Below are 20,298 nucleotides of genomic sequence, written 5' to 3'. Positions count from 1 at the left end.
CAATTAAGAATATTTATCTAACACATGCAACTTTATAGCTTTACTTACACCATTTTGTTCATTAGAGTCAGTAACTGCTTTTGCACAAGTTTTGACATCTCTAGGAGCATTCCCCATTGCTATACCTAGCCCTGCGGTTTCAATCATGGGAATATCATTATAATTATCTCCAATGGTCATAATTTCATTAAGTGATAGTTGATAATACTTGGCTAATTCTAACAGAGCTTGTTTTTTGGATACTTGATTATGTGTGACTTCAAGATAGTTATCTTTAGAGAGATAGAAGTCGGTTTGAGGGAAATCTATTGAAGATAAGGTTTTTTGAAGTTTCTGTATGGTATCCGTATTATCTATCAGCAAAAGTTTATGAACAAGAGTTTTCTCGTCTTTTATAAAATCTGCTAAAGATGTAACTTTTGGACTTTCTCCAGTAATAGTTGCTTCGATTTCTACCCACTCATTAATTGTATTCACAAGCCAATCTTTTCCGGAGTAAACATTGATAGAAACTGTCGGGAATTCTTTTTTTAAAAAATCATGTAGTAAGAGTAATTCCTTTTTATTAATAGTATGCTGACTTAGGATTTTATCTCCTGAACTGATGAGTGCTCCATTATAGCAGGCAATGGGACATTCGGTGATGCCAAGCTCTTTAGAAATTGGCGCTATACCGAGAGGAGATCTAGCAGAAGCTAAAACAAAAGGAATATCACATTGTTTTAAAAGTGGCATCAGTTCTATCAAATGAGAATCTAATTGGTGATTTTTATCCAAAATAGTACCGTCAATATCACTCATGATTAACTTTATTACTGACATATTTTTCTCCTTTTTATTAAAATAGAATAGTTGTTTTGCCATCTAAAGATTGTTGAATTTCTAAGTCGGGTTCTTTGTCTGTAATCCAATAATCAAAATCAGTAAGTTCGGAAAGAATATAATGAGAGTGTTTGTTTATTTTGCTAGTTTCAGCTAACAAGACGCGAATTTTACTAGTTTTAAATGCTCTTTTTTTCATGAGAACATCTTCTTGATCCTCAAAGCTAACTTGTCCGTCTGAAAGACTAGCTGCACCAAAAAATGCTATGTCAAATTTAATTCTATTCAAAGATTCGGATTCTTCTAATGAGTAATAGAAACGATTCTTTTTATGAAATCGTCCACCGATAATGTGAAAATCAACATTTTCATTTTCTCCTAAGACCAGTGCATTATCCAATGAATGGCTGAAAATAGTAACTTTTTTATCTGTTATTTTTGCTAACTCAAGTATAGTGGTTGAAACATCAAAGAATATCAGTTGTGAATCGGAAATGAGTTCATTGGCTAAGTGAGCGATTTTTTCTTTTTCTTTATTAGATTTAGCTGCTCGTCCTTGAAAATCAAGAATGATTTGTTTTTTTATTGGCAACAAACCTCCGTGAGTTCGTTGCGCTCGCTTTTCCTTTGCAAGAATGGAAAAATCTCTCCGGATAGTATCCTTGGATACTTGGAAATAGTCAACCATTTCTCTTGCCGATAGACTTCCTCTATCTTCTAAAAGTTTAATGATTTCTTCTAATCGTTGTTCTTGGTACATAGGAAATCCCCCTTTTAATACTAATATACCTCTTTTGTAAGTGATTGTCAATAATTATAATGATTTGTAAGTGTTTTTGCATTAAAAAAATCAACCAGCTTCGGTTGATTAAAGATTCTTTTTAGGATGGCGGTCAATGATTGCTTGATGATCTTTGAGAGCTTGTTCACCTTTTGGAGTTAGTTTATAGCCACGAATCGAAAAGCAGTTAGCTAATTCCTCTTCTGAAAAATGATCATGAAGTGCTTGATTCAATTCGGTGGCCTTCATCTTGGAGAGTCCAGTAACTCCCTTCTTTTTTAGGATATTCTTTTTCATAGTAGCATTGATATGATCCAGCGATTCAAAAGCAGTTTCGACAAGAGCATAGCCTTTTTCAACAAGCTTATCTAAATGTTTTGGTGCGTCAATTCCATAAGTATACTCAAAATACTTTGGAAACCAAGTTTCAGTGGTGAAAGTTCCAAAGTTGATTCTCCAGAGGAGGATAATATCACCTGCAAGAAGATCGTCCTCTAGTAGTTCCATATTGCGTTTTGGAACAGGCTTAGGGTTTAGTAGCCAAGCCTCCATATCACGATTAGGAGAGATATAGGGCTTGACAGGGTAGTCTTTATAGATAGAATTTAAAGTAGTATTCATAAAATTTCTCTTTCTCTTTCTTTTTTCCTTACCAGTCTAACAAATTTCAAAAAAAAATTAAAAATATTTAAACTCTGTCAAGTTTTTTTCTTGACACTAATCGGAAATCTGCTATAATAGAACATGTGGTAAATAGCCTAGCTATTTGACCGACTAAAAAACAAAAGAAAAGAGATATTAAAAATGGCAGTAAAAATCCGTTTGACTCGTATGGGTTCTAAGAAAAAACCTTTCTACCGTATTAACGTAGCAGATTCACGTTCACCACGTGACGGACGTTTCATCGAAACAGTTGGAACTTACAACCCACTTGTTGAAGAAAACCAAGTAACTTTGAAAGAAGACCGTATTTTGGCATGGTTGGCTGATGGAGCTCAACCTTCAGATACAGTTCGCAACATCCTTTCAAAAGAAGGCGTATTGAAGAAATTCCACGATTCTAAATTCTCAAAATAAGTTTAAAGTAGGTTGACAGATGGATACGATTGAAAATCTCATTATTGCAATTGTGAAACCTTTGATTTCACAACCAGATGCCTTAACTATCAAGATTGAAGATACACCAGAATTTTTGGAATATCATTTGGATCTTGACCAGAGCGATGTGGGTCGTGTAATCGGTCGTAAGGGTCGCACTATCTCTGCGATAAGAACGATTGTCTACTCTGTCCCAACTGAAGACAAAAAAGTAAGAATCGTTATTGATGAAAAATAAGAAAAGCGGGACGAGGTCTCGCTTTTTTTGCAAGGAGAAGGAATGAGAGATTTAACAGTTAGACAACTAGAGGAATACTTACTTGATCATTACCAACAATCTAGAACAGAAGAAGGACTTTTTATCAAACTAGTGGAAGAAGTTGGAGAAGTCGCTGAGGTTTTAAATGGACGTTCCGGTAGAAAAGAGGGTGTCCAAGATTCAAACGAGGAATTGGCAAAGGAGTTGGCAGATATCATTCACTATACAGTGGCAATTGCAGCTATCAACCATATCGACCTAACGAAGACCATTTTTGAAAAAGACAAAAAGGCAGCCATCAAGTATCAACATGAACAAGATTTGGAAGGCTTCTTAGCAGGAAACCATCCATAGTTGCTCTTTTCTCCAACTTGTGAAAATCCCTGGAACGTGATAAAATAAAGGGTAAGGGTATATAATAAATCATTGTATAGAATGAGTGGTTTCTTTATGAAGAGGTTTGAAGTATCTACAGAAATTGGTAGTCTCTCTGTTACTTATCAAAAGCAAAAGAAAGTGCTAGTTTGTTTAAGTGGCGCAGGTTTGCTACCTAGTTATGAAAATTTTTCACTTATACTTGAAAAACTTCCTCCCACAATTGGTTATTTGACAATTGATTTTCCAAACACAGGTAGGAGTCTGATTTATGACCAAGCTGGAAAAAATCTAGATAATCTTACAGATGCGGTTTATGAAGTACTTGAAGAGTTGGAGATTTCTGAATATATACTTTGTGTACATAGTTTGAGTGGAATTGTAGCTTGCAAATTACTCAACAAACCAATTAAGTGTCAGGCCTTAGTAGCGATTGAACCAACAACTAAAAAAGTAATGTTTGCTGATTTTTCAGAAAATCCTTATCCAGAAATGGAAGAGCAGATGAGACTGATTGAAGAATTCGGTCCTGAACTTTATTTTAAGAACTTAACTCAAGCCACATTTAGCCCTGAAACTAACAAAGAAATTTGGAAATTAATGCAAGAAAAAGGTTCAGAGTTGGAAAATCAAGATCCAGGATTTCAGATATCTGGAGAGATTACTGAGGAAGATTTTGAGGATATGTCAATAGCAGATCGTATCCCTGTATTTATTTTTTGTCAGGCTTATAGAGAAAAAGAGTACAGAGAATCAGAATATTGGACTTCCAGTACTAAACTCATTTTAGGAGGGAATCACCATTATTTACAGTGGTCTGAATCAGAGAAAATTGTAGATATTATTAAAAAATTGTAAGAAGAAAATGGAGATAAGGAAATTACAGGAGATCAGATGAACTACTTTAACGTTGGGAAAATTGTCAACACTCAGGGTTTGCAAGGTGAGATGCGAGTCTTGTCAGTGACAGATTTTACTGAAGAACGCTTTAAAAAAGGGGCAGAACTTGCCTTATTTGATGATAAAGATCAATTTGTTCGAACAGTGGTCATCGCGAGCCACCGGAAGCATAAGAATTTCGATATTATCAAGTTTAAAGATATGTACCATATCAATGATATCGAAAAATACAAGGGTTATAGTCTAAAGGTTGCAGAGGAGAATCTCAATGACCTAGATGACGGCGAGTTTTACTACCACGAAATTATCGGTCTAGAAGTCTATGAAGGAGATAACTTGATTGGAACCATCAAGGAAATCCTTCAACCAGGTGCAAATGATGTCTGGGTAGTTAAACGAAAGGGTAAACGTGACCTACTCTTACCTTATATCCCACCAGTAGTGCTGAATGTGGATATTCCAAATAATCGTGTGGATGTAGAACTCTTAGAAGGGTTAGACGATGAAGATTGATATATTAACCCTCTTTCCAGAAATGTTCACACCCTTAGAACATTCCATCGTTGGAAAGGCTCGTGAAAAAGGACTCTTAGATATCCACTACCATAATTTTCGTGACTACGCTGAAAAGGCCCGTCATGTTGACGATGAACCCTACGGTGGTGGTCAAGGGATGTTGCTAAGAGCGCAACCCATCTTTGATGCCTTTGATGCCATTGAAAAAAAGAACCCGCGCGTGATTCTCTTAGACCCAGCTGGAAAACAGTTTGACCAAGCTTATGCGGAAGATTTAGCGCGAGAAGAAGAGCTTATCTTTATTTGTGGGCACTACGAGGGTTATGATGAACGGATTAAGACCTTGGTAACAGATGAGATATCTCTTGGAGATTATGTCTTGACTGGTGGAGAACTAGCAGCGATGACCATGATTGATGCGACGGTTCGCTTGATTCCAGAAGTTATCGGGAAGGAAGCAAGTCACCAGGATGATAGCTTTTCATCAGGACTCTTGGAATATCCTCAGTACACAAGACCTTACGATTTTCGTGGTATGTTAGTTCCTGATGTGCTTATGAGTGGACACCATGAAAACATACGTCAATGGCGACTCTATGAGAGCCTTAAGAAAACCTACCAACGTAGACCTGATTTGCTGGAAGAGTATGAATTGCCAGCAGAAGAAGAGAAAATGTTAGCAGAAATTAAAGAAAATAACAATTAAAAGGAGAAAACTATGCAAGTAATTAAACGTGATGGACAAGTCGCTGATTTTGATCCAGATAAAATCTACCAAGCTATCCTCAAGGCAGCTCAAACAGTCTATGTATTGACGGACGATTTGCGCCAAAATCTAGCTCAAGTTACTAAAAAGGTTGTTTTGGATTTGGAAGAAGCAAAAGTAGAACGTGCAACTATCAGTATGATCCAATCAATGGTTGAGCACCGCTTACTAGGTGCAGGATATATCACTATTGCTGAACACTATATCTCTTACCGTTTGCAACGTGATTTGGAGAGAAGTGGTTACGGCGACCACATCGCTGTTCACCTTCATTTTGAACAAATTCGTTAATAGAAAAAGAGTGAGATGATAAAAGCATCTCACTCTTTCTTAAATCTTCTTTTTTGGGCCGTTTGGATAGTAGAGGGAACGAAAGTTACCCTTCGAATATCCGACACTCGAATAATACGGCTGACGTTTTTGGCGAAATTTTTAACAATAATTTGTTGGCGGTCAGTATCATACTTGATAATATCGCCTGTAAAACTCGTTTCCGCAAAGATGATATGTACAGCCTTTTTTTGGGCTAGGGCTTCTTCAAGTCTAGCAATTAGGGAATCGCTTTTTTCAGGAATGGAATCTTCATGTCCATTGACAAAATCATGGACTTTTTGCAAAGCCTGTTTTAATAAATCTTTCATTCCGGCCTCCCTTCTTTACATCATTATATAAAAATTTTATGAAATCTACAAGATTTTTCGAATAATCAATTGAGAACAAAAAGGAGAAGAACATGGCAGAATTTACATTTGAAATCGAAGAACACTTACTTACTCTATCTGAAAACGAAAAAGGATGGACCAAAGAAATCAATCGTGTCAGCTTTAATGGTGCACCAGCAAAGTTTGACATTCGAAGCTGGAGTCCCGACCATACCAAGATGGGGAAGGGAATTACCCTATCAAACGAAGAGTTTCAAGTCATGGTGGATGCTTTTAAGAATCAATAAACATTCATCTAAGATGAATTAAAAAGAGGCTAGGGAAAATCCCGGCCTCTTTTATTTGCTTGAAAAATAAGCTTGTGTACGAAGACGTTGGAGTAGTGGTCGGCTGATGAAGCTAATGGCTACAATTTTGGCAAGATCAGGTATGATAAAAGGAATAACACCGACAGCCAGTGCTTTATCAAAAGTCATTCCAGCTAAAAAGTGGAGACTGAGAATACCACCGACAAAAACAAGTGAATCTCCCAAGAGATTTGCAAAGAAAATACGGAGGATACCACTATTGGTGTGAATGAGATAGGAAGCAAGCCCTGCATAGACAAGATCGAACCAAAGATAACCAGCGCTTGGTCCAACTAAAACGTGAAATCCAGCTCCACCGTTAGCAAAGACTGGTAGGCCAATAGCCCCAAGTAAGAGATAAATTCCGACAGAGAGAACAGCTTCTCTAGGTCTAAAAACAGTAGCGATGAGTCCGATAGCAAAGTTTTGCAGAGTGAAAGGAACTGGACCAATCGGCATACTGATTTGGGCCAATACAGCAATCAGTGCAGCCCCGATAGCTGGGATAGCGTAAATGTGTGCTTTTTTCAAAATAGTTAACCTCTTCTATAAATTATAGTAACTATTATACTGAATGAGACAAAATTGTCAACCTATTTTAAAATAAAAGGTTACAAAATTGTAACGGCCGATTGAGATAAAAAAAGAGACCAAGGGGTCTCTCTTTTCTTTTAACGCATGGTCACAAATTCTTCTGAGCCAGTTGGGTGGATAGCGACAGTAGCATCAAAGTCTGCTTTTGTAGCTCCCATCTTGATAGCAACTGCGAAACCTTGGATCATTTCATCGACGCCATAGCCGATACCATGAAGTCCAACTACCTTTTCGTCTGCACCAGCTGTAACGAGCTTGAAGCGAGCTTCTTGACGGTGACTAGTAACGGCAGAATACATAGATGCAAATTTTGAAGTATAGACTTTGACATTTTCTTGACCGTACTCTTTTATTGCTTCTTCCTCAGTCAGACCGACTGTTCCGATTGCTGGGTGTGAAAAGACTACAGTCGGAATAGTAGTGTAGTCCATTTTGGCATTGGTTTTACCGTTGAAAAGTCTTTCAGAGAGTGTACGACCAGCCTTGATAGCGACGGGAGTCAACTCTTTTTCACCGGTGACATCTCCAAGAGCGTAGATACCTTCAACGACTGTGTTCTGGTATTCATCAACCTGGATAAAGCCACGTTCATTGAGGGTAACACCAGCTTTTTCAAGTTGAAGTTCTTCAACGTTTGGACGACGACCAGTTGCCCAGATAACTTGACTGGCAGTATGAGTGCTACCATCTTCAAAATGAATGGTAATGCCTTGATCTATTTTTTCAAGTTTAGAAGGAACCTTATGTGTGTGGAGGTTTAGTCCTGTATTTTCCATTTCTTGAACTAGACTCTCAACGATATAGCTATCAAATCCACGTAGCGGACGTTCACGACGGACAAATAAATCTGTCTGAACACCAAGTGTATGGAGGACACCAGCCAATTCGACAGCAATGTAACCAGCACCTAGAATAGCTACCGATTCAGGCAACTCTTCCCAGGCGAAGACATCATCTGAGCTACCACCTAGTTCAGCACCAGGAATAGCAGGAATATGAGGATGAGCTCCAGTCGCAATCACAATATGCTTAGCGTGGATCAATTCGCCATTAACGCTGACAGTATGAGCATCGACAAACTCGGCACGTCCTTCAATCAAATCAACTCCGTTGCGCTTGAAGCTTCCATCATAAGAAGAACGAGCACGATCAATATAGGCTTCACGATTCTTACGAAGAGTTGCATAATCAAATTCGTTCCCAGTATTTGTGAATCCATAGTCAGGTCCATATTTGTGGATACTCTCTGCAATTTGCGCTCCATACCACATGATTTTCTTAGGAACGCAGCCAATATTGACACAAGTTCCTCCTAATTTCTTTTCCTCAATAACTGCGGCTTTGGCTCCGTGTTCACCAGCACGATTCATGGTAGCAATACCCCCGCTACCTCCTCCGATGGCGATAATATCATATTCTCTCATAGAAAGCTCCTTTGTTGTTTTCTAGTCATATTCTATCTTTTTTTGGAGGTCAATGCAAAAATCTGCTACGTATAAAGATTTTATGTAAGTGCTTGCAAAAATATAAAAGAAGGTGTATTATATAACTAATACAACAACAAAAGATAAAGCAGCTAATTTTGGATAATTGGAAATAAATTGTCCAATTTCAGGACATGTGCTATAATCTTAATATATGCAATTAAAAAGGAGTATGGATATGAAAAGAAAGTCAAAAGCCAAGAAATGGCCTTTATTTACAGCTATCGGTGTTGCCTCAGTTCTTGTAGTGGGAGCGGCTGCCGTTCTTCTATTAAGACAACCAAATCAAGCAGCAACCAAAGAGGAATCTGCAAAGATTGTTCTTGCAAAAGATGGTTCAGTGGCTTCATCGGTTCTCTTATCAGGTACTGTGACGGCTCAGAATGAACAATATGTTTATTATGATGCAAGTAAGGGTGACTTGGATGAGGTTTTGGTTTCTGTAGGAGATAAGGTTAGCGAGGGGCAGGCACTAGTCAAGTATAGTAGTACAGAAGCCCAGGCTGCCTATGATGCTGCAAGCCGTGCTGTAGCTAAAGCTGACCGTCATATCAATGAATTAAACGATGCTCGTAATACCGCCGCAGCAACACCAAGTCTTCCTCAAGCAGGTCTAGAAGGAGCAACTGGACAAGCACCAGCTCAGTCATCCGGTTCTGCCACAGCTGCTATTGATTCTCAAATCAGCGATGCACGTGATGTGCGTGCAGATGCAGAAGCGCAACTCGAAAAAGCTCAAGCCCAGTTGAATTCTGCTACTGTATTGAGTACTGTAGAGGGAACAGTTGTTGAAGTGAATCGTAATGTTTCAAAATCTCCAACAGGAAATAGTCAAGTTTTGGTTCATATCGTAAGTAACGATAACTTGCAGGTCAAGGGAGAGCTTTCTGAGTACAATCTTGCAAACCTTTCTGTTGGCCAAGAAGTCACCTTCACATCTAAGGTTTATCCAGATAAGACATGGAATGGTAAGATTAGCTATATTTCCAATTATCCAAAAAATAACAGTGAAGCAAGCGCAAGTGTTGCGGGATCAAACTCAGGTTCTAAATATCCATATACCGTCGATGTAACAAGTGAACTCGGTGACTTGAAACAAGGCTTTACAGTTAGTGTCGAAGTGAAAAGTACTAGTAAGGCATTACTTGTTCCGATTACCAGTATCGTCATGGAAGAAGATAAAAACTATGTTTGGATCCTTGACGAAAATCAAAAGGCCAAAAAAGTTGAAGTTGGATTGGGCAATGCAGATGCAGAAAACCAAGAAATTACATCTGGTCTGACAGATGGAGCAAAAGTCATCAGTAATCCGACAGCTTCCTTGCAAGAAGGAAAAGAGGTGAAGACTGATGAAGCAACTAATTAGCCTCAAAAATATCTGCCGTAGCTATCGGAATGGCGACCAAGAACTTCAAGTACTTAAAAACATTAATCTAGAAGTTCACGAGGGAGAATTCGTAGCTATCATGGGACCATCAGGTTCTGGTAAGTCCACCCTCATGAATACCATCGGTATGTTAGATACCCCTACAAGTGGTCAGTATTTTCTAGACGGAAAAGAAGTAGCTGGTTTGGGTGAAAAACAATTAGCCAAGGTTCGAAATCAAGAAATCGGATTCGTCTTTCAACAATTCTTTCTCTTGTCCAAGATGAATGCTCTACAAAATGTAGAACTTCCATTGATTTATGCAGGAGTTGCGGCTTCTAAACGTCGTAAACTAGCAGCAGAATATCTGGAAAAAGTTGAGTTGACAGAACGTAGCCATCACTTACCTTCGGAGTTGTCAGGTGGTCAGAAGCAAAGGGTTGCCATTGCGCGTGCTCTAGTCAACAATCCTTCTATCATTCTAGCGGACGAACCGACTGGGGCACTTGATACCAAAACAGGAAATCAAATCATGCAACTCTTAGTTGAATTGAACAAAGAAGGAAAAACTATCATCATGGTTACGCATGAGCCTGAAATTGCTGCCTATGCGAAACGTCAAATCGTCATCCGTGATGGTGTCATTTCGTCTGATAGTGGCCTAGTAGAAAAGGGGGAAAACTAAGATGCAGAATCTGAAATTTGCCTTTTCATCCATTATGGCCCACAAGATGCGGTCCTTCTTGACCATGATTGGGATTATTATCGGTGTATCCTCGGTTGTCGTGATTATGGCCTTAGGTGATTCCATGTCTCGTCAGGTCAATAAAAACATGACCAAGTCCCAGAAAGATATCCATGTCTTTTTCTCACCTACAAAGAGTAAGGACGGTTCCTTTACACAAAGACAATCTGCATTGACCTTGTCTGGTGGTCAAGAAGAAGATTTTGTTGAACCACCAAAACCTCAAGAAGCTTGGGTCAAGGAAGCTGCTAAGCTCAAGGGAGTGGATAGCTATTATGTGACCAACTCAATGAATGTTACCTTGACCTATAAGGATAAAAAGGTCGAACATGCAAACATGACTGGTGGGAATGTCACCTATATGGATGCGGTTGAAAATGAAATTATTGCAGGTCGTGGACTTAGACAACAAGATTATAAAGATTTTGCAAGTGTGATCATTTTAGATGAAGAGCTTGCCAATAGCCTTTTTGGTTCTGCAAAAGAAGCCCTCAACCAAATTGTTGAAGTAAATGAAATCAGTTACCGTGTTATTGGTGTTTATGCAAGTAAAGAAGCTAAGGCTGCGAAAACATTTGGAGTCGGAGGACTACCAATTACGACCAATATTTCCTTAGCAGCTAATTTTAACACAGATGAGATTTCAAATATTGTCTTCCGTGTCAATGATACTAGCTTAACCCAGACTTTAGGACCAGAGTTAGCAAGAAGAATGACAGAGATTGCAGGTCTTCAACAAGGGGAATATCAAGTTGCAGATGCGTCTGCTGCCTTCCAAGAAGTTCAACAACTCTTTGGCTTCATAACAACGATTATTAGTGCTATTGCAGGGATTTCCCTCTTTGTTGGTGGTACTGGTGTTATGAACATTATGCTTGTTTCGGTGACAGAGCGTACCCGTGAGATTGGTTTACGGAAAGCACTAGGAGCAACACGTGGTAATATCCTAGTTCAATTTTTGATTGAATCCATGATTTTAACCTTATTAGGTGGATTCATTGGTCTACTGCTTGCTGCAGGGGTGACTATGCTTGCAGGTGTTCTTCTTCAAAACATGATTGCAGGAATCGAAGTTGGAGTATCCATCCCAATCGCTCTCTTTAGTTTAGCGGTCTCAGCAGGTATCGGTATGATATTCGGTGTTCTACCAGCCAATAAAGCCTCTAAGCTGGATCCTATCGAAGCACTTCGTTATGAATAATTTAAAAGATAAAAAACGAGATAGACATATGTCTGTCTTGTTTTTGTATGGATTTCTCTATCGAAAATCACTAAAAATGTGGTATAATGAAGTGTTAGAAAAACAGGTTTCATTAGCCTGGAAAGGAAATATTATGTCTGAAAAGAATTTTTATATTACAACACCGATTTACTATCCATCTGGTAAACTTCATATCGGTTCTGCCTACACAACTATCGCTTGTGATGTCCTAGCTCGTTACAAACGCCTCATGGGCTACGATGTCTTTTATCTGACTGGTCTTGATGAGCATGGCCAAAAGATTCAGCAAAAAGCGGAAGAAGCTGGTATCACACCGCAAGCCTATGTTGATGGTATGGCAGTTGGAGTTAAAGAACTCTGGAAATTATTGGATATCTCATACGATAAATTCATCCGTACCACAGATGACTACCATGAAAAAGTAGTAGCTCAAGTCTTTGAACGTTTGCTTGCTCAAGATGATATCTACTTGGGTGAATACTCTGGTTGGTATTCAGTCTCAGATGAGGAATTCTTTACAGAAAGTCAGCTTGCGGAAGTTTTTCGTGATGAAGCTGGAAATGTAACGGGCGGTATCGCTCCATCAGGTCACGAAGTGGAATGGGTTTCAGAAGAGTCTTACTTCCTTCGTCTCAGCAAATACCAAGATCGTTTGGTCGAATTTTTCAAATCACATCCTGACTTCATCACTCCTGATGGTCGTCTCAATGAAATGTTGAAAAACTTTATCGAGCCAGGTTTGGAAGATTTAGCCGTATCACGTACAACCTTTACATGGGGGGTGCCAGTCCCATCAAATCCAAAACACGTTGTCTACGTTTGGATTGATGCTCTTCTTAACTATGCGACTGCTCTTGGTTATGGTCAAGAGGATCATGCCAACTATGATAAATTCTGGAATGGAACAGTCTTCCATATGGTCGGAAAAGACATCCTTCGTTTCCACTCAATCTACTGGCCAATCCTTCTCATGATGTTGGATATGAAATTGCCTGATCGCTTGATTGCCCATGGTTGGTTTGTCATGAAAGACGGCAAGATGTCTAAGTCTAAAGGGAATGTTGTTTACCCTGAAATGTTAGTAGAACGTTATGGACTAGATCCACTTCGTTACTACCTCATGCGTAGCCTTCCAGTCGGTTCAGACGGAACCTTCACTCCAGAAGATTATGTAGGCCGTATCAACTATGAATTGGCCAATGATCTTGGTAACCTCCTCAACCGTACAGTTTCCATGATCAACAAGTACTTTGATGGGCAAATTCCTGCCTATGTTGAGGGTGTGACAGAGTTTGACAATGCTCTTGCTCAAGTAGCGGAACAATCAATCGCTGACTACCATACCTACATGGAAGCAGTTGACTATCCACGTGCGCTTGAAGCAGTCTGGACTCTTATCTCACGTACTAATAAATACATCGATGAGACAGCACCTTGGGTCTTAGCCAAGGATGAAGCACACCGTGACCAATTGGCAAGTGTTATGAGTCACTTAGCAGCTAGCCTTCGTGTCGTAGCTCACTTAATTGAGCCATTTATGATGGAAACTAGTCGTGCAGTTTTGACTCAACTTGGTCTAGCAGAAGTTTCTAGCCTTGAAAACTTGAGTTTAGCTGATTTCCCTGCAAATGTCACTGTAGTTGCTAAAGGAACACCAATCTTCCCACGTCTCGATATGGAAGAAGAAATCGCCTATATCAAGGAACAAATGGAAGGTAACAAGCCAGCAGTCGAAAAAGAATGGAATCCAGATGAAGTTGAACTCAAGCTAAACAAGGATGAAATCAAGTTTGAAGACTTCGATAAGGTTGAAATTCGTGTTGCTGAAGTCAAAGAAGTTTCTAAAGTGGAAGGTTCTGACAAATTGCTTCAATTCCGCCTAGATGCTGGAGATGGTGAAGACCGTCAAATCCTTTCTGGTATTGCGAAATTCTATCCAAACGAACAAGAATTGGTCGGTAAGAAAGTACAAATCGTTGCCAACCTCAAACCACGTAAGATGATGAAAAAATATGTCAGCCAAGGGATGATCCTCTCAGCTGAACATGAAGGCAAATTAACCCTTCTCACAGTTGATCCAGCTGTACCAAACGGAAGTGTGATTGGCTAAGTTTTAAAAGGACCAGCTTGAGCTGGTTCTTTTCTTTTGTATGACGATAGTTGATAAAAGAGGCATTCTGCATTATAATGAAGAAAAACGGAGGAAGAAGCCATGAAATACATTTCATTTGGACATGAGAAAAGAGAACTATCCGAAATCGTCCTCGGCATGATGCGAATTAGTGACAAGTCAGTCAAAGAAGTGGAGGAGTTGGTTGAGACAGCCCTATCTGTCGGAATCAACGCCTTTGACTTGGCAGATATCTATGGTGGAGGTCGTTGCGAAGAATTACTAGGTCACGTGTTAAACAATCGTCCTGACTTGAGAGAAAAGATGTGGATTCAGTCCAAATGTGGCATTCGCATAGAAGAATTTACCTATTTTGATTTTTCAAAAGATTATATTTTAGAGTCAGTTGATGGGATTCTACAACGATTGCAGGTTGATTACCTAGATAGCTTGCTTCTCCATCGTCCAGATGCCTTGATGGAAGCTGACCAAGTGGCAGAGGCCTTTGAAATTCTTCACAAATCGGGTAAGGTTCGAGACTTTGGTGTGTCTAACCAAAATCCTATGATGATGGAATTACTGAAGAGAGAAGTCAAACAGCCTCTAACGATCAATCAATTACAGCTAAGCGCAGCTTTCACACCTGGTTTTGACGCTGGTTTCCATGTCAATATGGAAGGTGACAAGGCAACTGTCCGTGATGGTAGCGTCTTTGAATACTGCAAGTTAAACGACATGGTCATTCAGGCTTGGTCAGTCTTGCAGTTTGGCTATTTTAAGGGTAATTTTGTTGGCAAAGAGCAATTTCAAGATCTAAATGAGGTTCTAAATCGACTAGCCTTAAAATACGGTGTAAGCCCATCAGCTATTGCCATTGCTTGGGTGTTACGCTATCCAGCTAAGATGCAGGCAATAGTGGGAACAACTAACCCTAAACATTTGATAGAAGCTAGCCAAGCAAGTAATGTTAACCTAACTCGAAAAGAATGGTATGAGATTTACCTAGCAGCAGGGAATGATTTGCCGTAAGGGGAAATTACATTTCAGAAATCACAGTCAAAAAGCCGTTGAAAAACGGTTTTTTGTTATAATGAAATTAAGATTTATAGATAACAAAGGAGAAAAATATGACATTTGAAGAGATTTTACCAGGCTTAAAGGCCAAGAAAAAATATGTACGAACTGGTTGGGGCGGAGCAGAGAACTATGTCCAGCTCTTTGATACCATTGAACAAAATGGAGTGGCTCTAGAAGTGACGCCTTATTTCCTCATCAACGTATCTGGTGAAGGGGAAGGTTTTTCTATGTGGAGCCCAACTCCTTGTGATGTCTTAGCGACGGATTGGGTGGAAGTTCATGACTAGACGAGTTTTGGTGACAGGTGTTAGCTCAGGGATTGGTCTGGCTCAAGCGCGACTTTTTTTAGAAAAAGGTTATCAGGTTTTTGGAGTGGATCAGGGTGAAAATCCTGATTTACAGGGTGACTTTCACTTTTTACAACGTGATTTAACGCTTGACTTGGAACCCATTTTTGATTGGTGTCCTCAGGTGGATGTTCTGTGTAATACAGCTGGGGTTTTGGATGGCTATAAACCTTTACTGGAACAATCCGCCCAGGAAATCCAAGAGATTTTTGAAATCAACTATGTGACACCAGTAGAGTTGACCCGCTATTATTTGATAAACATGCTGGAACATAAACATGGGATTATCATCAATATGTGTTCCATTGCTTCAAGTCTAGCAGGTGGAGGTGGTCACGCCTATACCTCTTCTAAACATGCCTTAGCAGGATTTACCAAGCAGTTAGCTCTAGACTATGCTGAAGCTGGGATTCAAGTCTTTGGTATCGCACCGGGTGCTGTTAAGACTTGTATGACAGCAGCTGACTTTGAGCCAGGTGGACTAGCTGACTGGGTAGCCAGTGAAACACCCATCAAACGCTGGATTGAGCCAGAGGAAATAGCAGAAGTTAGCCTCTTTTTAGCAAGCGGAAAGGCAATCGCCATGCAGGGACAAATCTTGACTATTGATGGTGGTTGGTCTTTGAAGTAATATAGTTGATACTCAGTGAATATGTGGAGGTGAACTATGAAAAGAGATGAGTTTGGATTTGTCTTGCCCAATCTCTACTATCAGTTTTTAACGGAGTGGAAAGAGATTGATCCTTATGAAATTGGTGATTCAGGTATCTGTTTGTATGCTAAGGAGGATCTACAGGAGCGTAATGAGACTTATCAGATTGAGGAAGAAGAGCCAGATTACTTTATGATTGGACAGGAAGGAGATTTGGCCTACTTTATCAAGAAAAATGCTGATGATTGCATTTATGAAAATGACTTGGGGGCTTTAGGTTCCTTAGAAATGCAAAAAGTTGCTACAAACGTCTATGACTTTATTGACAAGATTTTAGAGGAAGGATTGTAAAGAAAGGGAGGGAGAAATCATGTTTAGAGTGCTAGATGCAGATTCACCGATTTCAAAAGAAGACCTTTTGCAATTTGAAGAGTTTCTTGGAAAGAAATTGCCGGAAGCTATGAAGGATTTTTATCTCAAGTACAACGGTGGCCAGCCTCAGGTAAGGGGTGTCCACGATGATCGTCATCTCTTTCCTTTCAATTCCTTTGATTCACTTGAAGAGATGAGGAAATCTCTAAAATGGTTTGACGATGAGGTGGTACCTGAGGGATTTAAGGCAACAGACCTTCTCCATTTTGCCTATGATCCTGGATCTGGCAACTATGCTCTTTCTCTAAAGCCAGGGGACTATGGCAAGGTTTACTTTTATGTTTTAGAAGAAAAAGCGGAGTTGTATGGTCAATGGCCATCTTTTGAGGATTTTTTGAATTCCTTTGTTGAAGAGTGAGACTAAAAAGGAGAAGAGATGCGGAAACACCAAGAACTTTCACTAGAGCAGATCATCGAGCAGGTGCGCGTGGACGAGTCTCCTTCAGATGATTTTTGCCTCTATGGCAAGGAGTATGGAGAACTGGCATTAGATAGGCTCTATTGGGTGTCAGATTATCCGGATGTCGTGGAAGACCGTGATGTCTATCCGACGGATGTAGCGGAGCAAGATCTCCAGCTAGTCTACTATGGAGAGCAGTTTATTGACGTTCTTTCCGTAGCACTTGAAGAAAAACCAAATGCAAGTCACCAAGACTTGGTTGATGCTTTAAATTATTATAATGAGCACGATATCTTTATGAACTTTGAAAGCTAGTAAGCATACTAGATTTATGCAGTTTCATTGATAATTAACAAATACAACAAGGAGTTAAGAAATGATAGATTACGAAAACATAAATGAAAAAATTGCCCCTTTTAGCCTACTTGTATATGATGAGGATCCTCAAAATGTTCGAGGGTCGCTCATTTATTACCCTGATGGAGAATACAGACAGGAAGTGTTTGACACTCGAGAAGAGGAGGGATTTGAAGGAAATGGCTACGATTGGGCATCCTTGGCTTTGGTATTTTTGGAGGAAAAAATGCCTGAATTAAGCGATACTATCGACTTTGATCCTGAAGGAAGTATGTTTTGCGCCTATTCTTCCAAGGTGGACGCCTTGGCTAAATTCGCTTTAGAATTTAAAGAATTTTGCGATGATATTGAAGCTATGAAAGACTTGTTCAGTCGAGCAGAGTTGGATTAGTTGACTAAAATCTCTTTAAATTTTTTTAAAAAAGAATAGAAAGGATTTCAGATGAAGCTATCAGAAGTAGTTGAGCTAGTGGAAAATCATCCAGACCTACATCCCTATTTAGATAAAATATTAAAAAAGAATAAGAAGACCCAAGTTAGCTATCTCGAATCACTGAATCGTCTGGCCTATTTACTTTATCTGGATGGTCAAGAGGAAATGGCAAAGGAATTATTAGATCGTGTCATACAAGTTCCATTTGAAGGGAATTATAACACCTGGACCTTTGTTGATAGCTCTCTGGTTTTATTGGCTTATCTGGAAAGAGAGGTAGAAAATCAGGTAATCGTCTATAAAAAACTCCTTTTATCTCCATTAGAACAAGGGGAGGAATCCACTCAAAAAATAAGAAAGAGAGTTCATCAGAGATTTTTGAATGGTGATAGCCTGGAGCAAAAGCTTGCAAAAATCGAGCAGGCTCCAAGCCCTGAATCAGAAATGGAACGTCGTCTGCTGTACCTGACAGATTTATTGAAGATTCACCTATTTATTACTGAGTCAACTTGTGAAGAGACAGATATCCAGACAAAAATCGAAGAGAATATGGAGATACTAAAGAAGTATATCAAGGAGCATGAAATCTATAGCCTCTTTCCTTTTAAGGGATAAGGTGAGCTAGCAATCTTGGATTTTTATACTCTTCGAAAATCAAATTCAAACCATGTCAGCTTCGCCTTACCGTACTCAAGTACAGCCTGCGGCTAGCTTCCTAGTTTGCTCTTTGATTTTCATTGAGTATTAGAAAGAGTGGAATATGGAAATCAAAAAACACTTTGGTGTATACGGAATCTGTCTTCAAGAGGGAAAACTGCTCTGTATTGAGAAAACGAGAGGACCTTATCAGCATCGATTTGATCTACCGGGTGGTAGTCAGGAAATCGGTGAGGGGTTGACAGAAACTCTCCAGAGAGAAGTTCTGGAAGAGACAGGCTATACGCTTAGCCGTTATTTAAATCCTAGGATTTATGACGTGCTGGTTCAAGAAGAAGGGCAAGACTTCGCAGTACATCATATCATGGCCTTTTATGATATAGAACTTGATTTTGAAGGTCCTCATAAATCCCTTCCTCATGAAGTTCTTGATGGAAGTAATGATTCAGCAAATGCACTTTGGTTGAATTTGGAAGAAATTACTGCAGACAATGTCTCTCCCTTAGTATTAAAGGTGAAGGCAGAGTTACGAGGATTTCCAGATTTAGACATGACAAGCTATAAAAATTGGAAGGTAAAAGATGAGAAATCAACTAGCTCTTAGTGGAGAAAAAATTATTGAAAAAGTTTATCCCCATTTATTGCACCACGTCGGCTTGATTCGTGGGGAATACTTGCTAAGAGAGCTTAATCAAAACATACTGTTACCAAGTTGTCAGCAATTTGTAAGAGATTATCTAGACACTATTTGCTCCTTGTACTCAGATGAAGAGGTATGGTATCGTTTTTCTGAATTAACGAATACAGAAGCAAATATTCTAGACGGGACTAAAGAGTATTTTGACGAACGCCACCCCTTATTTGGATACAGAGGTATCAGGCGCTTGTTGGCGTGTCCAGATGAATTTCAGGCTGAGACAAATGTTGTTACAGAAGTTTTTCAAAACAATTCCAATCTGTCTGTTATTTTTCCTTTTGTCAATGATGCCGACCAATTAAAACAAGCTATTACAGTATTGCGTCAGTATGGTTTTACCGGGAAAGTCGGCACGATGATTGAATTACCGTCAGCTTATTTTGACTTGGATAGAATACTGGAAACGGGCATTTCAAAGATTGTAGTTGGAATGAATGATTTAACTTCTTTTATTTTTGCGACTGTGAGAAACAGTCAATGGCATGATATGGAAAGTCCGATTATGTTAGACTTACTCCGACAAATGAAGGAAAAAGCAAAGGCTAAAAAGATTGATTTTGCTGTAGCAGGCTATCTGAATACTTCTTTCATACAAAAAATGAATCAGATGGGTATCGAATGTATTCTCCATTACAGCTCTATTCCAGAGATTTTTGATATAGAAATTGACCATCGAGACCATCTTAAACATATAAAAGAAGAAAGTAAAGAATTACAAAGGAGAAAAAATGACACCTCAAGAAATGTGGAATACCTACAAGCAAATCAACCCCTCGATTGGAGATGAGATAGACGCCTGGGCTTTTGGAGTGGAGGCAGATCTCTTGGCTGACTTGGTTCTAAAAGGTGAAAAAACGGCAACCGCTTCAGCTTACGACCTTTACGCAGTAGAGGACGAACCCCTTCCACAGGAAGGAACCTTTGATGTCATTTTAGATAGTCAAGATCAGGCTGTCTGCATTGTTGAAATTACCAAGGTTTCTGTTGAGCCTTTTCAGCAAGTGTCAGCAGACCATGCCTATAAGGAAGGGGAAGGGGACAAATCTCTGGCCTATTGGCGGCAGGTTCATGAGGAGTTTTTCACGGAGTGGCTGGAGGAAGCGGGGGTGACTTTTACCCCTGACAGCAAGGTTGTTTTAGAAGAATTTCGTAAGGTCTATCCTCTGTAGACTACTAGTAGGAAGAAAGTTTTAGAAATC

At 39.4% G+C, this 20,298-nt stretch carries 29 protein-coding genes; 23 read left to right on the top strand and 6 right to left on the bottom strand.

Annotated features, from left to right (window positions below; translation table 11 throughout):
* Window positions 1-3: 3 nt before the first annotated feature.
* The 3 genes from AC3E9F_RS06300 to AC3E9F_RS06290 all read right to left on the bottom strand — a co-directional run bounded on the left by AC3E9F_RS06300 (window position 4) and on the right by AC3E9F_RS06290 (window position 2,224).
* Window positions 4-822: an HAD family hydrolase gene (locus AC3E9F_RS06300; RefSeq protein WP_490672943.1), complete on the bottom strand. Its 819-nt coding sequence runs from the start codon at window positions 820-822 to the stop codon at window positions 4-6.
* A 16-nt stretch (window positions 823-838) separates the two neighbouring features.
* Window positions 839-1,582, bottom strand: coding sequence for a DeoR/GlpR family DNA-binding transcription regulator (locus AC3E9F_RS06295; RefSeq protein WP_490672938.1), 744 nt, complete (start codon window positions 1,580-1,582; stop codon window positions 839-841).
* 108 nt (window positions 1,583-1,690) lie between these two features.
* On the bottom strand, window positions 1,691-2,224 hold the full coding sequence (locus tag AC3E9F_RS06290; protein WP_490672937.1) for a hypothetical protein: 534 nt from the start codon (window positions 2,222-2,224) through the stop codon (window positions 1,691-1,693).
* Window positions 2,225-2,407: 183 nt separating this feature from the next.
* Here AC3E9F_RS06290 and rpsP point away from each other — a divergent pair, with 183 nt between their 5' ends.
* The 7 genes from rpsP (at window position 2,408) to AC3E9F_RS06255 (ending at window position 5,808) form a co-directional block, all read left to right on the top strand.
* The gene (gene rpsP / locus AC3E9F_RS06285; protein WP_004253064.1) at window positions 2,408-2,680 is read left to right on the top strand and encodes a 30S ribosomal protein S16; all 273 of its coding nucleotides are present in this window, start codon (window positions 2,408-2,410) and stop codon (window positions 2,678-2,680) included.
* Window positions 2,681-2,699: 19 nt separating this feature from the next.
* Window positions 2,700-2,939, top strand: coding sequence for an RNA-binding protein KphA (gene kphA / locus AC3E9F_RS06280; protein ID WP_000379617.1), 240 nt, complete (start codon window positions 2,700-2,702; stop codon window positions 2,937-2,939).
* 42 nt (window positions 2,940-2,981) lie between these two features.
* Window positions 2,982-3,314, top strand: a complete 333-nt coding sequence (locus AC3E9F_RS06275) for a MazG nucleotide pyrophosphohydrolase domain-containing protein (RefSeq protein ID WP_070460904.1) — start codon at window positions 2,982-2,984, stop codon at window positions 3,312-3,314.
* Between the two features lie 96 nt (window positions 3,315-3,410).
* Complete coding sequence (locus AC3E9F_RS06270; protein WP_263393416.1) at window positions 3,411-4,193, top strand: alpha/beta fold hydrolase; 783 nt, start codon at window positions 3,411-3,413, stop codon at window positions 4,191-4,193.
* A 36-nt stretch (window positions 4,194-4,229) separates the two neighbouring features.
* Window positions 4,230-4,748: a ribosome maturation factor RimM gene (rimM, locus tag AC3E9F_RS06265; RefSeq protein WP_006151226.1), complete on the top strand. Its 519-nt coding sequence runs from the start codon at window positions 4,230-4,232 to the stop codon at window positions 4,746-4,748.
* Window positions 4,738-5,457 (top strand): tRNA (guanosine(37)-N1)-methyltransferase TrmD, encoded by a 720-nt coding sequence (gene trmD, locus AC3E9F_RS06260; protein ID WP_490672936.1) that lies wholly within the window; start codon window positions 4,738-4,740, stop codon window positions 5,455-5,457. Before rimM ends, trmD begins: the two co-directional genes overlap by 11 nt.
* A gap of 12 nt (window positions 5,458-5,469) precedes the next feature.
* On the top strand, window positions 5,470-5,808 hold the full coding sequence (locus AC3E9F_RS06255) for an ATP cone domain-containing protein (protein WP_004253071.1): 339 nt from the start codon (window positions 5,470-5,472) through the stop codon (window positions 5,806-5,808).
* A gap of 29 nt (window positions 5,809-5,837) precedes the next feature.
* On the opposite strand, the gene AC3E9F_RS06250 is transcribed toward AC3E9F_RS06255, so the two are convergent.
* On the bottom strand, window positions 5,838-6,158 hold the full coding sequence (locus AC3E9F_RS06250; RefSeq protein WP_006153680.1) for a hypothetical protein: 321 nt from the start codon (window positions 6,156-6,158) through the stop codon (window positions 5,838-5,840).
* 92 nt (window positions 6,159-6,250) lie between these two features.
* Here AC3E9F_RS06250 and AC3E9F_RS06245 point away from each other — a divergent pair, with 92 nt between their 5' ends.
* On the top strand, window positions 6,251-6,466 hold the full coding sequence (locus AC3E9F_RS06245; RefSeq protein ID WP_006145796.1) for a YdbC family protein: 216 nt from the start codon (window positions 6,251-6,253) through the stop codon (window positions 6,464-6,466).
* A gap of 51 nt (window positions 6,467-6,517) precedes the next feature.
* Here AC3E9F_RS06245 and AC3E9F_RS06240 read toward each other — a convergent pair whose 3' ends face one another.
* Window positions 6,518-7,057 carry a biotin transporter BioY gene (locus AC3E9F_RS06240; protein ID WP_263393418.1) on the bottom strand — a complete coding sequence of 180 codons (540 nt, stop codon included), beginning with the start codon at window positions 7,055-7,057 and terminating at the stop codon, window positions 6,518-6,520.
* Window positions 7,058-7,197: 140 nt separating this feature from the next.
* Window positions 7,198-8,544 carry a glutathione-disulfide reductase gene (gor, locus tag AC3E9F_RS06235; protein ID WP_490672935.1) on the bottom strand — a complete coding sequence of 449 codons (1,347 nt, stop codon included), beginning with the start codon at window positions 8,542-8,544 and terminating at the stop codon, window positions 7,198-7,200.
* Between the two features lie 238 nt (window positions 8,545-8,782).
* On the opposite strand from gor, the gene AC3E9F_RS06230 reads away from it, so the two are divergent.
* The 15 genes from AC3E9F_RS06230 to AC3E9F_RS06160 all read left to right on the top strand — a co-directional run bounded on the left by AC3E9F_RS06230 (window position 8,783) and on the right by AC3E9F_RS06160 (window position 20,268).
* The gene (locus AC3E9F_RS06230; RefSeq protein ID WP_490672934.1) at window positions 8,783-9,970 is read left to right on the top strand and encodes an efflux RND transporter periplasmic adaptor subunit; all 1,188 of its coding nucleotides are present in this window, start codon (window positions 8,783-8,785) and stop codon (window positions 9,968-9,970) included.
* Window positions 9,954-10,655, top strand: a complete 702-nt coding sequence (locus AC3E9F_RS06225; RefSeq protein WP_006151258.1) for an ABC transporter ATP-binding protein — start codon at window positions 9,954-9,956, stop codon at window positions 10,653-10,655. The genes AC3E9F_RS06230 and AC3E9F_RS06225 overlap by 17 nt, the downstream gene beginning before the upstream one ends.
* A gap of 1 nt (window position 10,656) precedes the next feature.
* On the top strand, window positions 10,657-11,916 hold the full coding sequence (locus AC3E9F_RS06220) for an ABC transporter permease (RefSeq protein ID WP_490672933.1): 1,260 nt from the start codon (window positions 10,657-10,659) through the stop codon (window positions 11,914-11,916).
* A gap of 133 nt (window positions 11,917-12,049) precedes the next feature.
* Entirely contained in the window at window positions 12,050-14,047 is a 1,998-nt protein-coding gene (gene metG / locus AC3E9F_RS06215; protein ID WP_490672932.1) for a methionine--tRNA ligase, read from the top strand.
* A gap of 102 nt (window positions 14,048-14,149) precedes the next feature.
* The gene (locus tag AC3E9F_RS06210) at window positions 14,150-15,076 is read left to right on the top strand and encodes an aldo/keto reductase (RefSeq protein WP_263393423.1); all 927 of its coding nucleotides are present in this window, start codon (window positions 14,150-14,152) and stop codon (window positions 15,074-15,076) included.
* 98 nt (window positions 15,077-15,174) lie between these two features.
* Window positions 15,175-15,411: a DUF2829 domain-containing protein gene (locus AC3E9F_RS06205; RefSeq protein WP_000141913.1), complete on the top strand. Its 237-nt coding sequence runs from the start codon at window positions 15,175-15,177 to the stop codon at window positions 15,409-15,411.
* Window positions 15,404-16,102 (top strand): 3-oxoacyl-ACP reductase, encoded by a 699-nt coding sequence (locus AC3E9F_RS06200; protein ID WP_263393424.1) that lies wholly within the window; start codon window positions 15,404-15,406, stop codon window positions 16,100-16,102. The genes AC3E9F_RS06205 and AC3E9F_RS06200 overlap by 8 nt, the downstream gene beginning before the upstream one ends.
* A gap of 36 nt (window positions 16,103-16,138) precedes the next feature.
* Window positions 16,139-16,474, top strand: a complete 336-nt coding sequence (locus AC3E9F_RS06195; protein WP_263393425.1) for a hypothetical protein — start codon at window positions 16,139-16,141, stop codon at window positions 16,472-16,474.
* A 19-nt stretch (window positions 16,475-16,493) separates the two neighbouring features.
* The gene (locus tag AC3E9F_RS06190; protein ID WP_263393426.1) at window positions 16,494-16,913 is read left to right on the top strand and encodes an SMI1/KNR4 family protein; all 420 of its coding nucleotides are present in this window, start codon (window positions 16,494-16,496) and stop codon (window positions 16,911-16,913) included.
* Between the two features lie 18 nt (window positions 16,914-16,931).
* Window positions 16,932-17,270 (top strand): DUF7716 domain-containing protein, encoded by a 339-nt coding sequence (locus AC3E9F_RS06185; RefSeq protein WP_263393427.1) that lies wholly within the window; start codon window positions 16,932-16,934, stop codon window positions 17,268-17,270.
* Window positions 17,271-17,331: 61 nt separating this feature from the next.
* Window positions 17,332-17,703, top strand: a complete 372-nt coding sequence (locus AC3E9F_RS06180) for an Imm51 family immunity protein (RefSeq protein ID WP_053092422.1) — start codon at window positions 17,332-17,334, stop codon at window positions 17,701-17,703.
* 51 nt (window positions 17,704-17,754) lie between these two features.
* A complete protein-coding gene (locus AC3E9F_RS06175) occupies window positions 17,755-18,360 on the top strand; it encodes a DUF6707 family protein (protein WP_490672931.1) in 606 nt (201 codons plus the stop codon).
* Window positions 18,361-18,505: 145 nt separating this feature from the next.
* Window positions 18,506-19,006, top strand: coding sequence for an NUDIX hydrolase (locus AC3E9F_RS06170; protein WP_263393430.1), 501 nt, complete (start codon window positions 18,506-18,508; stop codon window positions 19,004-19,006).
* Entirely contained in the window at window positions 18,984-19,886 is a 903-nt protein-coding gene (locus AC3E9F_RS06165) for a putative PEP-binding protein (RefSeq protein WP_263393431.1), read from the top strand. Before AC3E9F_RS06170 ends, AC3E9F_RS06165 begins: the two co-directional genes overlap by 23 nt.
* Window positions 19,828-20,268: an ASCH domain-containing protein gene (locus AC3E9F_RS06160; RefSeq protein WP_263393432.1), complete on the top strand. Its 441-nt coding sequence runs from the start codon at window positions 19,828-19,830 to the stop codon at window positions 20,266-20,268. The genes AC3E9F_RS06165 and AC3E9F_RS06160 overlap by 59 nt, the downstream gene beginning before the upstream one ends.
* Window positions 20,269-20,298 lie beyond the last annotated feature (30 nt).

It is taken from the genome of Streptococcus sp. SCPM-O-B-15277 (M60) (assembly GCF_058200335.1).
Note: the sequence above shows the minus strand (reverse complement) of the source record. Positions and strands in the feature narration are given on the sequence as shown.